11 protein-coding genes are annotated in these 14,068 nt (G+C 62.0%); 8 read left to right on the forward strand and 3 right to left on the reverse strand.

Annotation, left to right across the window (positions count from 1 at the left end):
• Positions 1-34 precede the first annotated feature (34 nt).
• Positions 35-3,424, forward strand: a complete 3,390-nt coding sequence (locus FFI94_RS05590) for a pyruvate carboxylase (protein WP_138872112.1) — start codon at positions 35-37, stop codon at positions 3,422-3,424.
• A 139-nt stretch (positions 3,425-3,563) separates the two neighbouring features.
• Here FFI94_RS05590 and FFI94_RS05595 read toward each other — a convergent pair whose 3' ends face one another.
• On the reverse strand, positions 3,564-4,730 hold the full coding sequence (locus FFI94_RS05595; protein ID WP_138872113.1) for an iron-containing alcohol dehydrogenase: 1,167 nt from the start codon (positions 4,728-4,730) through the stop codon (positions 3,564-3,566).
• 138 nt (positions 4,731-4,868) lie between these two features.
• On the opposite strand from FFI94_RS05595, the gene FFI94_RS05600 reads away from it, so the two are divergent.
• The 6 genes from FFI94_RS05600 to FFI94_RS05625 all read left to right on the forward strand — a co-directional run bounded on the left by FFI94_RS05600 (position 4,869) and on the right by FFI94_RS05625 (position 10,432).
• A complete protein-coding gene (locus FFI94_RS05600; RefSeq protein WP_138872114.1) occupies positions 4,869-5,642 on the forward strand; it encodes an ABC transporter ATP-binding protein in 774 nt (257 codons plus the stop codon).
• Positions 5,635-6,348: an ABC transporter ATP-binding protein gene (locus FFI94_RS05605; protein ID WP_138872115.1), complete on the forward strand. Its 714-nt coding sequence runs from the start codon at positions 5,635-5,637 to the stop codon at positions 6,346-6,348. The genes FFI94_RS05600 and FFI94_RS05605 overlap by 8 nt, the downstream gene beginning before the upstream one ends.
• Complete coding sequence (locus FFI94_RS05610; protein WP_138872116.1) at positions 6,345-7,226, forward strand: branched-chain amino acid ABC transporter permease; 882 nt, start codon at positions 6,345-6,347, stop codon at positions 7,224-7,226. Before FFI94_RS05605 ends, FFI94_RS05610 begins: the two co-directional genes overlap by 4 nt.
• Positions 7,223-8,428 (forward strand): branched-chain amino acid ABC transporter permease, encoded by a 1,206-nt coding sequence (locus tag FFI94_RS05615; RefSeq protein ID WP_138872117.1) that lies wholly within the window; start codon positions 7,223-7,225, stop codon positions 8,426-8,428. The genes FFI94_RS05610 and FFI94_RS05615 overlap by 4 nt, the downstream gene beginning before the upstream one ends.
• On the forward strand, positions 8,425-9,591 hold the full coding sequence (locus FFI94_RS05620) for an ABC transporter substrate-binding protein (protein WP_138872118.1): 1,167 nt from the start codon (positions 8,425-8,427) through the stop codon (positions 9,589-9,591). Before FFI94_RS05615 ends, FFI94_RS05620 begins: the two co-directional genes overlap by 4 nt.
• A 232-nt stretch (positions 9,592-9,823) precedes the next feature.
• Complete coding sequence (locus tag FFI94_RS05625; protein WP_138872119.1) at positions 9,824-10,432, forward strand: TetR/AcrR family transcriptional regulator; 609 nt, start codon at positions 9,824-9,826, stop codon at positions 10,430-10,432.
• Positions 10,433-10,443: 11 nt separating this feature from the next.
• On the opposite strand, the gene FFI94_RS05630 is transcribed toward FFI94_RS05625, so the two are convergent.
• Both FFI94_RS05630 and FFI94_RS05635 read right to left on the reverse strand, forming a co-directional pair.
• Positions 10,444-11,532 carry a CaiB/BaiF CoA-transferase family protein gene (locus FFI94_RS05630; protein ID WP_138872120.1) on the reverse strand — a complete coding sequence of 363 codons (1,089 nt, stop codon included), beginning with the start codon at positions 11,530-11,532 and terminating at the stop codon, positions 10,444-10,446.
• 27 nt (positions 11,533-11,559) lie between these two features.
• The gene (locus tag FFI94_RS05635; RefSeq protein ID WP_138872121.1) at positions 11,560-12,696 is read right to left on the reverse strand and encodes an acyl-CoA dehydrogenase family protein; all 1,137 of its coding nucleotides are present in this window, start codon (positions 12,694-12,696) and stop codon (positions 11,560-11,562) included.
• 176 nt (positions 12,697-12,872) lie between these two features.
• Between FFI94_RS05635 and FFI94_RS05640 the strand changes: the two genes are divergently transcribed.
• Positions 12,873-14,054, forward strand: a complete 1,182-nt coding sequence (locus FFI94_RS05640) for a thiolase family protein (RefSeq protein WP_138872122.1) — start codon at positions 12,873-12,875, stop codon at positions 14,052-14,054.
• Positions 14,055-14,068 lie beyond the last annotated feature (14 nt).

The raw sequence follows: 14,068 nt of genomic DNA on the forward strand, positions 1-14,068 counted from the left end.
GCACAGAACACCCGACAGCGAAGGTTTTATCTCCATGTTCTCCAAAGTGCTTGTCGCCAACCGAGGCGAAATCGCGATCCGCGCATTCCGGGCCGCCTACGAACTAGGCGCCGGAACGGTGGCCGTGTTCCCGTACGAGGATCGAAACTCGATCCACCGGTCCAAAGCCGACGAGAGTTATCAGATCGGGGAGAAGGGGCACCCTGTCCGTGCTTACCTGTCGGTTCCGGAGGTAATTGCCGCCGCCCGGAAGGCCGGTGCCGACGCGATCTACCCCGGATACGGATTCCTTTCGGAGAAACCGGAACTCGCGGCGGCATGCGCCGAGGCGGGTATCACGTTCGTCGGACCATCGGCGCAGGTGCTGGAGTTGACGGGAAACAAGGCCCGCGCGATTGCGGCGGCTCGAGCGGCTGGACTGCCGGTTCTCGAGTCCTCCGAGCCGTCCACCGATATCGACGCGCTGATGAGCGCGTCGGAGTCGATGGAGTTCCCGATCTTCGTGAAGGCCGTTGCCGGTGGCGGTGGGCGAGGGATGCGCCGGGTCGCTGAACGCTCGAAGTTGCGGGAATCGATCGAAGCGGCTGCCCGCGAAGCGGAGTCGGCGTTCGGTGATGCGACGGTCTTCCTCGAGCAGGCAGTGGTCGATCCTCGTCACATCGAGGTGCAGATCCTCGCTGACGGCGAGGGCAACGTCATCCACTTGTTCGAGCGGGATTGCAGCGTGCAACGACGCCATCAGAAGGTCGTCGAACTCGCGCCCGCCCCGAACCTTCCGGCCGGCCTTCGCGAGAAGATCTGTGCCGATGCGGTTGCGTTTGCGCGGGCAATAAACTACTCGTGTGCCGGTACCGTCGAGTTCCTGCTCGATACCCGGGGCAATCATGTGTTCATCGAGATGAATCCGCGAATTCAAGTGGAGCACACCGTCACCGAAGAAGTGACGGATGTCGATCTGGTTCAGTCGCAGCTCCGAATTGCCTCGGGTGAGACGCTGTCGGATCTGGGTCTTCGCCAGGAGTCGATTGTTCTGCGCGGCGCAGCGCTTCAATTGCGGATCACCACTGAGGATCCCGCCAACGGATTCCGCCCGGACACCGGACGGATCACTGCCTACCGTACGCCGGGCGGTGCAGGCGTACGCCTGGACGGCGGCGCGACGCTGGGCGCGGAAGTCGGTGCGCATTTCGATTCCATGTTGGTCAAGCTGACCTGCCGTGGACGCGATCTCCCTACGGCCATCTCGCGCGCCAGGCGTGCAGTTACCGAATTCCGCATTCGAGGAGTATCCACCAATATTCCCTTCCTGCAAGCGGTTCTCGACGATGCGGACTTCCGGGCCGGCGAGGTGACGACGTCGTTCATCGAGGAGCGTCCGGGGCTTCTCACGTCGCGGGCGTCGGCAGATCGAGGTACGAAGATCCTCACGTATCTCGCCGACGTGACGGTGAACCGACCGCACGGCGAGCGGCCGTCGAAGGGTTATCCGCACGACAAACTCCCGAAGATCGACGGGGCGGCGGCGCCGAAGGACGGTTCGAAGCAGCGGCTCACGGCGCTGGGTCCCGACGGTTTCGCCGCCGCGCTGCGGGCGCAGAAGGCAGTGGCGGTCACGGATACAACGTTCCGTGATGCACATCAGTCACTGCTCGCGACCAGAGTGCGGACCAGCGGTCTCCTCGCTGTGGCCGGCCATGTTGCTCGGATGACTCCGGAACTGCTGTCCGTGGAAGCCTGGGGAGGAGCGACTTACGATGTGGCGCTTCGCTTCTTGAAGGAGGACCCGTGGGACAGGCTCGCGGCGTTGCGCGAGGCGGTGCCGAACATCTGCCTGCAGATGCTTCTGCGCGGCCGTAACACCGTCGGGTACACGCCGTATCCGGAGAGGGTGACCACTGCATTCGTGGACGAAGCAGCCCGAACCGGCGTCGATATCTTCCGGATCTTCGATGCGCTCAACAACGTCGATCAGATGCGCCCGGCCATAGATGCGGTACGGGCGACCGGAACGACCGTCGCCGAAGTAGCGCTGAGTTACACCGGTGACCTGTCGAATCCCGCGGAGAAGCTCTACACACTCGACTACTACCTGCGCCTCGCGCAGGAGATAGTGGAAGCGGGAGCGCACGTTCTCGCGATCAAGGACATGGCCGGGTTGCTTCGCGCACCGGCGGCCGCAACACTCGTGTCCGCACTGCGGAGCAACTTCGATCTCCCGGTGCATGTGCATACCCACGACACTCCGGGTGGTCAACTCGCGACCTACCTTGCGGCGTGGCAAGCCGGCGCCGACGCAGTCGACGGCGCATCCGCTCCCATGGCCGGAACCACCAGTCAACCGGCACTGTCGGCGATCGTGGCCGCTGCGGCTCATTCCGAGTACGACACCGGAATCGATCTCGGGGCCGTCTGCGATCTGGAACCGTACTGGGAGTCGCTACGAAAGGTGTACGCACCGTTCGAGTCCGGCGTTCCGGCACCAACCGGACGCGTCTATACCCACGAGATCCCCGGTGGTCAGCTTTCCAATTTGCGCACCCAGGCAGCGGCTCTGGGGCTCGCCGACCGATTCGAGGACGTCGAGTCGAAGTACGCGGCGGCAGATCGGATGCTCGGCCGATTGGTCAAGGTGACACCGTCGTCGAAGGTGGTCGGAGACTTGGCTCTCCACCTCGTAGGTACCGGTGTGAGTTCCGACGAATTCGCCGCGGACCCGGCAAAATTCGATCTTCCCGAATCCGTGATCGGCTTTCTGCGTGGCGAACTGGGGACTCCGCCCGCCGGTTGGCCGGAGCCTTTCCGCACGAAGGCATTGGAAGGGCGTGGGCCGGCGAAACCTGAAGTGCCATTGTCCGAGGATGACAGCAAAGCGCTCGGCGGAGAATCCACACAGGTGCGCTCGACGCTGAACCGGTTGCTGTTTCCCGGCCCGACGAAGGAATTTCTCGATCATCGCGAGCAGTACGGAGATACGTCCAGGCTGTCGGCTAATCAGTACTTTTACGGATTGCGCCGCGGCGAGGAACACCGTGTGACACTCGAACCCGGCGTGGAGTTGATCATCGGGCTCGAGGCGATCTCGGAGCCGGACGAGCGCGGGTTCCGCACAGTGATGTGCATTCTCAACGGTCAACTGCGGCCGGTCTCGGTGCGTGACCGGAGCATTGCCGACACGGTTCCCGCTGCAGAGAAGGCAGATCGGACCGTCGCCGGACACGTCCCTTCACCGTTTGCCGGAGTTGTGACCCTGACTGTCGAACCGGGGCAACAGGTTTCCGCCGGGGACACAGTTGCCACCATCGAGGCGATGAAGATGGAGGCCTCGATCACGGCGGCGTGTGCGGGAACCGTGACCAGGCTGGCGATTGCGCCGCCGGCACAGGTCGAGGGAAGTGACTTGCTGTTGGTGATCGAGCAGTCGTAAGTCGATTCGAAAGCCGGGCACCTTTTGCGTGGGGTGCCTGGCTTCGGTCGATCTCGACCGAAGTGGACTACGTCCCCAGAGAATGGCCGCCCGCCCGCGCTCGAATCCCTGACTGGTCATAACCCGGCGTGCGTGGTTTTCACCACGCCGCTTCGAGTAGCGAGACGATGCTGCTCTCGGTCACGGGTCGGGGGTTGGATGCCATGGAGATGTCGCCCGCGATCTCCGCAGCCATCTCGGCGAAGTGTGCGCGATTGCCTCCTGCCGTCGAGATTCGGTTCGGTACAGGCAACTTGCCGATGAACTGTCGGACGAGTTCGGGAGACGACGAGACCTTCCCGTCGTCGGTGTTCCCGAAGGCTGCGGCTATGAGTGCGAGTTTCTCTCGGGTTACTGGAGCGTTGAATTCCATTACCGTCGGGAGCATGATCGCCGACGACACTCCGTGAAGGAGGTCGAACCGAGTCGCGAGCTGATGGCCGATTGCATGCGACAGTCCGGCTCCAGTGTTCGTGATTCCGAAGATTGCCAGCCAAGCGGCTTCGAGGCACGCTGACCGAGCGGCTACGTCGTCGGGATGAAATGTGCTGTGCGCCAAGTGCTCGTCGAGCATGCGTATCGCCTTCGTAGCGAGAGCATCGACGAAAGGAATGCTCCCGTTGGCCAGGATGCTCTCGACTGCGTGATCCAGTGCTCTGATTCCCGACGCTGCCCAGAGCGGTGGAGGGGTGTACGCAGCTACGTGTGGGTCGAGAATGACGGCGCGAGGAGCCAGAGCCCGGAAGCGGAAGACGTGCTTGGCGTGGGTCCGAGTATCGCTGATGCCGACGATGTCGGTGTGCTCGGCGCCAGACAGTGTCGTAGGAATCGACACGTGCGGGATGGCTGATTCGAGTTCCTTCGGAAGGATGACCTCGCCGTCCGTTGTTCGAAGTGCGCGGTACGCGTCAAGTTGGGACAACTCGGTGAGGCCTTGAGAAAGGCACATCGCGACGCCCTTGGCACAGTCGATCGACGTACCGCCACCGACGCTGATCACGCTGTCAGCGCCGCATTCTTTGGCCATCCGCGCGGCGGCGAGGACGGCTTCCCGAGGAACATGCTGAGGTGTTCTGGCGAAGGTGCCGATTCCCGCACTGCCCAAGACCGTCCGCACCCGCTCACCGACGCTGCCTCTGGCCAGGGATGCAGACATGACGACGAGCGCCCGGGTACCTCCGACGGATCCGAGTCGCTCGGGCAGAGCCTCCAACGCTCCCTCGCCGAAGGTGACGTTCTCGATTGATGGTGTTGTAAAAGAGCGCACTGTCCCAGTCCTTTTCATGTTTCGGGTCACGGTCGGGTCGGCATTGACAAGGAGAAATCTTCACCCTTATGGTGTGCATCACATCAATCGATGACTTGAAAGTCAAGTAATTGACCATGAGGCCATTTTGGAGCGGCAATGTTGGAAGTCTCGGATATCGAAGTTCGCTTCGGCGGGCTCAAGGCCCTCGACGGGCTATCCCTCGAGGTGGGCGAGGGGGAGATCGTTTCGCTCATCGGGCCCAACGGTGCAGGAAAGTCGACCGCGTTCAACGTGATTACGCGGATAGTTGATCCGCAGGCAGGCCAGGTGAGATTCAAGGGCAAGGATCTTCTCGAACTTCCTGCCCATGCGATCGCGGGTCTGGGAATCGGCCGGACCTATCAGGGGCTCGAGCTTTTCGGTTCGATGACAGTCGCGGAAACCTTGGCCGTGGGCTATGCGGCGGTCGATCGGTGTGGACTCTTCGCGGGTGCCGTCTGGACAAGGCGATGTTCCGGGCTCGTTGGTTCGGCGCGGTCCGCTGCTCTGGACGTGGCTCGTCGGCTCGGTCTCGAAGAATTGTTGGATCTTCCCGTGACCGCCCTGCCCTACGGGGTGCAGAAGCGTGTGGACATCGGTAGAGCAATGGTGGGCAGACCACGTCTGCTGCTCCTCGACGAACCGGCAGCAGGATTGACCCATGCCGATCTCGACGAACTCGGAGAGTCCATCACACGGATCCGGACCGACCTCGACGTGTCGGTTCTCCTGGTCGAACATCACATGCCGCTGGTCATGTCGATCAGCGACCGCATTCACGTGCTCGACGCCGGAAAGCCGATCGCCGAGGGGACGCCGGTCGAAGTCCGTTCGAATCCAAAGGTCATCGAGGCATACCTCGGCGTTCCAGCGGGAGGTGAATATGCTTGAGCTGACTGGAGTGACGGTCTCCTACGGCGCTGTTGCAGCAGTCGATGGTATCGATCTCGCCTGTGCGCCAGGCGAAGTGGTCGCATTGCTCGGCGCCAACGGCGCTGGGAAGTCCAGCATCGTCAAAGCTGTCAACGGCCTCGTCCGGCCGATTGGCGGATCGGTCGTCTGGCAAGGTCGGCGCCTCGAGTCCATGTCTCCCGAGCGAATCGCCCGGGCGGGTATCGCGACAGTCCCGGAAGGACGTGAGATTTTCGGCAACCTCACGGTGCTCGAGAATCTCCGCTTGGGCAGTCATCGCGTCGGTCGACGCCGCGTCGACCGGTCGATGCTCGATCGTGTCCTCGAGTACTACCCCGTGCTTGCTGCCCGAACATCGCAGACAGCGCGTACTTTGTCCGGCGGCGAGCAACAGATGTTGGTGATCGGGCGCGCACTCATGGCGCAGCCGGAGTTGCTGCTTCTGGACGAACCATCACTGGGATTAGCGCCGAAGATTGTTGCCGCGGTATACGGCACCTTGCGGGAAGTGTGTCGGGACCTTGATCTCACCGTACTTGTTGTGGAGCAAGACATCACGACGGTGCTATCTATCGCATCGCACGCGCACGTGATGGCATCGGGGCGGATCAGTGTTTCCGGAACCGCTGACGAGATCCGGTCGGACGAGTCACTGCGAGCAATCTATCTGGGAGAAACGGCATGAATCTGAGCTTGCAACTCGTCGTGGACGGGGTGGCGATCGGCGTGATCTACGGACTCGTCGGATTGTCATTGCTGATGGTCTACCGATCCACTGGCGTCCTCAACTTCGCTCAAGGGGAGATGGCGGTCTTCTGTACGTACGTGGCCTGGTCGTTGATCGTGAGCCTCGGTGTGAGTCTGTGGCTGGGATTTGCTGCGACGGTTCTCTTCTCGTTCGTGCTCGGTGTCGTGGTCGAGCGAATCTTCGTCCGGCCTGCAGGGGCGGCCAATCCGCTCACTGTCATGATCGTGACGATCGGGCTGTTCATGATGTTCAACAGCTTCCAGCGAGACTGGTGGCCGGCGGGACCGAAATCGTTCCCGTCGCCGTTCCCCACCGGGACCGTCGAGATCGGAGATGCCCGCGTCAGTTGGGTCAGTATCGGGATTCTGGGCACCGCAGCCTGTGTGATGATCTGCTTGACGGCACTGTTCCGCTTGACGCGGGTCGGGCTGGCGATGCGCGCCGTGGTCGACAACCCCACAGCCTCGTCGCTCATGGGTATCGGCAACCACCGGATCATTTCATTGGGGTGGGGTCTAGCGTCCGCAGTCGGTGCAATCGCCGGAATGCTCGCCGTGAATCTGCTTCTCCTGGACCCGAGTACGGCCTACGCGTTGCTTTTGTTCTCCTTTGCCACGCTGGTCCTCGCCGGTATGACGAGCCCCGTCGGGGTGGTCGTGTGCGGCCTGCTTCTCGGATTGTTGAACGCAGTCGCAAGTGGTTTCAAGCTCATCGGTACCGAATTGAGCATTGTCGTAACACTTCTCGCCCTGATTCTCGTTCTGGTGGTCAAACCGGGCGGGCTGTTCGGAAAGGCACCGGTGGTCAAGGTATGAACGGACAGACGAAACGCAGAAACATCGCGGCGGTCGCCGGGGCTGCTTGCACGGCGGTGGTCTATGGCGTTCTCTACAGCATTGCGTGGATCCCCGGTTGGCTCGTTCTGGTCGCTGCGGGTATCGCCGGAGTAGCTGTCGGGCGTGCACTAGGGCTCGCTCGTGCCTCGGTCTTGCCGACTCTGCTCGTTCTTGTTCTCGCACCGTCACTGATTGCACCAGTGGATCTCGTGCAGGTCTTGATTTTCGGGATCGCAGCATTGGGTTTGTACGTGCTGCTCGGGTTGAGCGGCCAGCTGAGCCTTGCCCAGGGAACGATGTTGGGAATCGGCGCGTACACGACTGCGATACTCGCGAGCGAGCATGGATGGCCTGTGCTCGCTGCGATCCCGGCAGGGGTTGCGGTTACCGGGCTGATCGGATGGCTTCTCGGCCTCGTTGCAGTGCGGTTCGACGGCGTCTATCTGGCGATTCTCACCGGTGCGTTCGCGATCGTGGCGCCAATCCTGCTCAAGTACTTCGCCGATGTCACCGGCGGGGTGCACGGGATTTCGATTCCGCCGCTGCACTCACCGATTCCTGCACTCACGGACGACCAGTTTCTCTACCTGCTGGTTCTGGCCGTCGCCATAGTGGCCGGTGTGCTGACTTGGAATATCGCGCGCGGACCCGTCGGCTTCGGTCTCCGCGCGATGCACGACAGCCCCGTCGCAGCTCGCGGTATCGGGATCAGCCTAGGACGCGCAAAGATGCAAGCCTTTCTCGTCAGCTCACTCCTCGCCGGGCTGGCCGGCGGTCTCTACAGCGTTGCAGTTGGCTTCGTGAGTCCGGACAGCTTCGGTCTCATGCTTGGCATCCACCTATTGGTCATGGTCGTCATCGGTGGCACCGGTTCCATCGTCGGTGCATTCATCGGAGCCGGCGCCGTACATCTTCTGCAAACCCATCTCGAAGAGATCTCCGTACCGGTGGGGTCGGGATTCTCCGTGGCATTCGGCCCGCAGGCCGTCTTCGGGATCGTCCTGATTCTCGTTCTCCTGCTGATGCCGACGGGACTGTCCGGCCTTCCGCAGCGCCTCGGCGCCCTGTTCCGCACAGGGCGCCGAGGGACGACGGCCACCGGTACACCGCCGGTTCCAGATCTCGCGGCACCAGCACGAATCACAGTCGAAGCAACATCAGAAGAAGGAGAAAGAAATTGAAGCCAATCACTGTGCTGGTCGCGTGTGCGACGGCGCTCACCCTGGTTGCGTGCGGCCAAGCCCGCGGGTCGGATGAGTCCAGTGTCGTCGGCGTCACCGAAGATACGGTGCGCTTGGGCATGACCGCCCCGTTGACCGGTCCGGGAGCTTCCTACAGCGGCTTCGCGAAGGGGATGCAGGCGTATTTCGCGAAAGTCAACGCGGACGGTGGAATTCACGGACGAAAGATCGACCTCGTCGTACGCGATGATGCTTACGATCCGGCGAAAACCGTGACCGAGACGTCGAGACTGGTCAAGTCCGACGAAGTGCTGGCCGTCGTCGGAGGAGTCGGCGGCGCCACACAAAGCGCGGTTGCGGCGACCAACAATCGGGACGAGATACCGACGCTTCTTGCCATCACCGGCCTGGACGCACTAGTCGATCCACCGATGCCCTCCGTGTCGATCATGCAGCCGACATACGGCATGGAATCGGCGCTGTGGATCGACTACATCGAAAGAACCCATCCAGGAGCCAAAGTCGGTTTGCTATACCAGAACGACAACTCTGGCAAGACGGTCGACGCGGCATTGACCCTTGCATTTGCCGGACGCTACGCCTCGGAGGGCTACGGCACCACCGATGCCGATGTCTCGACGCAGATCACTGCGCTGCGTCAAGCGGGAGTGGACGTCCTACTGTTCGCGTCTGCTCCGAAGTTCGCTACGCAAGGGCTCCTCGCCATAGAACGGTTGGGCTGGAATGTACCGACCCTCGTGTCGTCGGTCGGCTACGACTCGAGCGTCGCAACGAATGCCGGTGGTGCGGCGGACGGCGTCGTTTCCGCCCTGTCGGTCAGGCCTTATCAAGATGAGTCCGACCCAGTTGTCAAGGCGGCCAACGACATAGTCCGCCAGTACGGGGAACGGGTTGAACCCAATCAGTGGACGATGGTGGGCATTGCCAACGCAACGATTCTGGCGGCCGTTCTCGAAGATGCAGGTGAGGATCTGAACCGTGAAACTCTCATGAAGGCTCACGATTCGCTCACCCTGGATGACGGTCCGTGGTTCGGTTCGGTGGAACTGTCCCCAACCGATCGCGTCGCTCTGGGGTGCTTCGAACTTGTCACGATCCAGAACGGATCTCACAACGCATTGGGCGAACCGGTTTGTAGCTGAACCGCGGTGACCTAGGCGGCAGGGCCCGACGTCGAGTCGGGCCCTGCCGCCTGTGAAGAAACACGTCATACTTGATGTTCACTCCATTAGCCATCACAGTCATCGAATTGATCTGTGGTGTCATACCGATGACAATCGAATGGATCTGTTTGGTTGTAGGCATCGGCATTTGTAGGCGCGGCAGTCTTAGGCACTGACTGTCTGCATCGAAAAAAAGGGGGAGCACCGAGCAATGGCCCGCTGGGAGAATGAACACAAAACGAGTGAGCAGGTCCGCGAGATCAAGCGTCAAGCTGTCTTGAAAGAGGCCTCTCGCGCATTCGGGCGAAAGGGGTACCACAACACGTCCCTCGACGACGTCGCTCGCTCGCTCAACATCGCCAAGGGCACGCTCTACAACTATGTGCGGGACAAGCAGGAAATTCTGTTCGAGTGCCACAAGGAAGCGCTCGACATCGGTGACGCAGCGATGGAGCACTCGTCTCTCGCCACTACCGGTGCAGAGCAACTTCGGCTTGCGATCAGGTATTACCTGGAGCGGATTGCGGAGAACCTGGGTGCCTGCGCCGCACTGTTGGAAGTCGACGCCTTGCGGCCCGCTGACCGGAAGGAAGCGGTCGAGCGCAGGCGCGGATTCGAACTGAGCCTCTCGGCCATGGTCGAGAGGGGAGTCGCGGACGGCAGTCTCAAAGCCGCCCTCGACCCTCTACTCGTCGTGCGCACCGTGATGGGAGCCATCAACTGGATTCCGCGCTGGTACGACCCGGAGCGGGACCAGTCGCCGGCGGAACTCTCGGTCGAGATGTCCGGGATGTTGCTCGACGGCTTGACTGCCTCCTGAGCAGCGGCGGGCTACAACAGGTCGCGGTTCGCCTCCCCGAGTTGGGGTGTACCGCGTGTGGGGCCGGGTCTGGCGCCGTCGAACATCAGCGGTTGGGCTACGCAGGTCAGCGTCGAGCCATCGGTGAGTGGCACTGTGCGAAACAGATCTCGATCTCGAAAGTGCTTGTCCTGCTGAACCTCCGAAATGTCCAGGACGGGAGACCAGGCGATGTCCGCCGTATCCAGCAGGCCGGACCACTCGTCACGGGTGCGTTGAAGCAGCGCGTTCTCGAGCCGGTCGCGTAGAGCCGCGCGTCCCCGGATCCTGGCCGCCCGGGGTAAATCACGGACATCCGACATGTCGAGGAGGTCGCACAGCGGCTCCCAGAACCAGTCCTCGTATGCGACCGACAGGCTCAGCAGCTTGCCGTCGGCGCACGCGAACAGCCCGTAGGCGGGTTCGGCTGATCCGAGCGCGGGATTCGGCTGATCGTTCAACAACGGCACGAGTGACGCAGTCAGCCAGGACACCAGTCCGTCGGTCATCGACACGTCGACATGCGCGCCCCGCCCGGACTGTTGCCGGGCGAGGAGGGCAGCGAGCGTGCCGACCACCGCGAAGGTGCCCGACGACAGGTCTCCCAATGCCAATTCGTCGATCGCGGAAGTGTCGCGATCGGCCACTCTCGCATGGAGAAGTCCTGCTGAGGCTTGATATGAGATATCGTGCGCTGCTCGGAGGCGGTTCGGGCCGGTCTGCCCGAATCCTGTGATCGAGACATACACGGTCTGCGAATTGATGGCGCTGACCTCGTCCGGACCGAAACCGAGACGAGTCATTGTTCCTGGGCGAAATCCCTCCATGAACACGTCCGCAGTGCCAAGGAGTCGGCGCAATCCCGCGCGGCCCGCTGCGCTCTTGAGGTCGAGCGCCACCGAGCGCTTGTTGCGATTGAGAGCGGCGTGGAAGGCGGGGAACGCCCGCGTCGGATCGCCGGCTCCAGGGCGTTCGACGATGATGACCTCGGCGCCGAGATCGGCCAGGATCATCGTGGCGTACGGCCCGGGATATTGCTCGGCGGCAGTCACGATCCGGAGTCCGGAAAGGGGAAGTGTCATGCTGAGAGTCCTTGCGGTTGAGGGTGATCAGAAAGCGGTGCGTCCAGTGAGGGACTTGCCGATGATGAGCCGTTGGAGGTCGGACGGACCCTCGTAGATGCGGGTCATCGCGATGAGTCGGCTCAACTTTTCGACAGAAAAATTAGGGGAGGTGCCGTAGGCGCCGTGAATCTGGAGTGTGCGATCGGCGACGCGATGGGCCATTTCGGTGGCAAACAGTTTGGCGGTCGCAGACGCGAGTGCAAATGGTTGACCTCGATCCGCGAGAGAGAGTGCCTGGTATGCGAGCCCGCGGGCGGCCTGGATCTCAGCATGGTTGTCTGCCAGCTTGGCCTGTACGAGTTGCTTGCCGGCGAGAGAATCGCCGAAGAGTTCCCGCTCATCGGCGTAGCGCAGGGCTGCGGATTGGGCTGCTTGTCCCAAACCGACGGCGTTCAGAGCGACGAGAGCCCGCGCTTCTTGGAAGGTGCCGAGCATCGCACCCAGTCCTTTGCCCTGGGTGTCGAGACGATGATCTGTGGGCACTTCGACATCGAAGGAAAGTTCGGCGGTGGTGACCGATCCGTTGGTGACCAGGGGTGTCACGCCGTAGCCGTGGGTTTCCTTGTCGACTACGAATAGGTCCAGGGCATCGTCGTCGGTCCGGGCAAGCACGATGGTGAAGTCGGCGATGTGGCCGTTGGTGATCCAGACCTTCGTGCCGCGTAGGTGGTATCCGCCGCTGGTTCGCGTTGCGCGTGTTGCCGTGCGACGGACATCTGAACCGCCGGACGATTCGGTGTTCGCTGTGGCGCCGATCCGGTCACCCGTCATGAGCGGGGCAAGGTAGCGCTCGCGTAAAGGAGCTGACGCGTGGCGCGCGAGAACGAGACCAACTGTCTCGTTGATGAAGGCCGGTGTCGTGACATCGACGGCATGTTCGATCCCGGCTTCGAAGATGAGCCCCGCCGTGACTGCGTCCAAGCCGAGTCCCCCGTCAGGGACCGGGACTCGCCCGTTGCCGAGTCCGAATCCGAGGAAGTCGCGAAGTAGCGGCTGCAACCGCTCGCGGCTTGCGCCGATGGGTTCTTTCGAGCCCTCGAGCGCAGGGCGGACGCGGTCTCGACAGAACTGGACGAACGATGAAAGCAGGGCCTCCTGCTCGGTGGTCCAAGGGGGGAGCATTGCGGCCTCCAGAGGTAGTGACTATCTAGTCGTAAGAATGACTTCAAAGTCAGAGTAACGCGATGAAGCACTACGAACAAGGTTGTACGTGAACGGAAATCGGCTCTTGACGTTGCATTGCGGGCTAGGTACGTTCAGTGACTATAGAGTCAGAAAAATAAGAAAGTGAGTCATTTATGGAAGACGTTGTCGTCGCGGGAGTAGGGATGACATCCTTCGGAATGTTCCCGGAACGGACTGTGGGAGATCTGAGCCGTCAGGCTGTCGACGAGGCCCTCGCAGACAGTGGATGTGGGGTGGACGAGATCGAGTTCGTTGCCTATTCCAATTCCACGGCGGGCGCTATGAGCGGTCAGCACTCCATTCGGGGTGAGGTTGCACTACGCGAGACCGGGTTGCTCGGACGCGCCATCGTGAATGTCGAGAATGCATGTGCTTCCGGTTCGACCGCATTTCGAACGGCATGCCTCGAAGTTGCCTCCGGTGCCCGCGAAGTGGCGCTGGCTGTCGGGGCGGAAAAGATGTCCTATCCGGACAAAGCAGCGATGCTTGCGGCTTTGAACGGAGGCACGGACGTCGGAGATGTCGGATCGCTTGTCGAACGCTTGGACGGTCGAACGAATCGCAGCATCTTCATGGATATTTATGCTGACGCCGCTCGCCGACGGATGGCGAAGTACGATCTCGGACAAGAAGATTTCGCGCGAATCGTCGAGAAGAGTCGTCGGGCGGGATCACTCAACCGTCGCGCTCAGTTCCGTAAGACCACGAGCGTGGGTGAGGTGCTCGCGGCTCGAACTGTGGTGAACCCGCTGACCCTTCCGATGTGCTCCCCGATCGGAGACGGTGCCGCCGCAGTAGTCGTGATGTCTGCTGAGTCTGCGCGTCGTCGGGGGATCGACCCCGTATTCGTGCGGGCAGTGGAAATCACCTCCGGGTTCGGAGACGCCGCCGGCCCTGTCGCTGCCGCTCGCGCTGCTCGCGCAGCCTATGAGAGAGCCGGAATCGAACCGGGGGACATCGATGTTGCCGAGGTTCACGACGCAACAGCCTCCGCTGAACTCGGACTCTACGAGGACCTTGGATTCTGTGCCCCGGGCGAAGCGTCGATGTTGATTCGAACCAACGCCACCGCGATCAATGGACGAATCGCGGTGAATTCGAGTGGCGGGTTGCTTTCTCGGGGACATCCGATCGGCGCGACCGGGTGCGCGCAGATCGTCGAACTCGTCGATCAACTGCGCGGCCGGGCAGGAGACCGCCAACGGGAGGGCTCACGGACTGCTCTCGCGGAGAACGGTGGTGGCTGGCTCGGTGACGACGCAGCCGTGGCTGTTGTGACCATCCTTTCGACCTGAACTGTCGGACGTAA

The sequence above is a fragment of the Rhodococcus sp. KBS0724 genome, assembly GCF_005938745.2.
Lineage (GTDB): Bacteria > Actinomycetota > Actinomycetes > Mycobacteriales > Mycobacteriaceae > Rhodococcus_F.

What these genes read in the sequence shown, in the direction of transcription:
- FFI94_RS05590 (WP_138872112.1), top strand. Translation starts at nt 35, where the DNA reads ATGTTCTCCAAAGTGCTTGTCGCCAACCGAGGCGAAATCGCGATCCGC.
- FFI94_RS05600 (WP_138872114.1), top strand. Translation starts at nt 4,869, where the DNA reads ATGTTGGAAGTCTCGGATATCGAAGTTCGCTTCGGCGGGCTCAAGGCC.
- FFI94_RS05605 (WP_138872115.1), top strand. Translation starts at nt 5,635, where the DNA reads ATGCTTGAGCTGACTGGAGTGACGGTCTCCTACGGCGCTGTTGCAGCA.
- FFI94_RS05610 (WP_138872116.1), top strand. Translation starts at nt 6,345, where the DNA reads ATGAATCTGAGCTTGCAACTCGTCGTGGACGGGGTGGCGATCGGCGTG.
- FFI94_RS05615 (WP_138872117.1), top strand. Translation starts at nt 7,223, where the DNA reads ATGAACGGACAGACGAAACGCAGAAACATCGCGGCGGTCGCCGGGGCT.
- FFI94_RS05625 (WP_138872119.1), top strand. Translation starts at nt 9,824, where the DNA reads ATGGCCCGCTGGGAGAATGAACACAAAACGAGTGAGCAGGTCCGCGAG.
- FFI94_RS05630 (WP_138872120.1), bottom strand. Translation starts at nt 11,532, where the DNA reads ATGACACTTCCCCTTTCCGGACTCCGGATCGTGACTGCCGCCGAGCAA.
- FFI94_RS05635 (WP_138872121.1), bottom strand. Translation starts at nt 12,696, where the DNA reads ATGCTCCCCCCTTGGACCACCGAGCAGGAGGCCCTGCTTTCATCGTTC.
- FFI94_RS05640 (WP_138872122.1), top strand. Translation starts at nt 12,873, where the DNA reads ATGGAAGACGTTGTCGTCGCGGGAGTAGGGATGACATCCTTCGGAATG.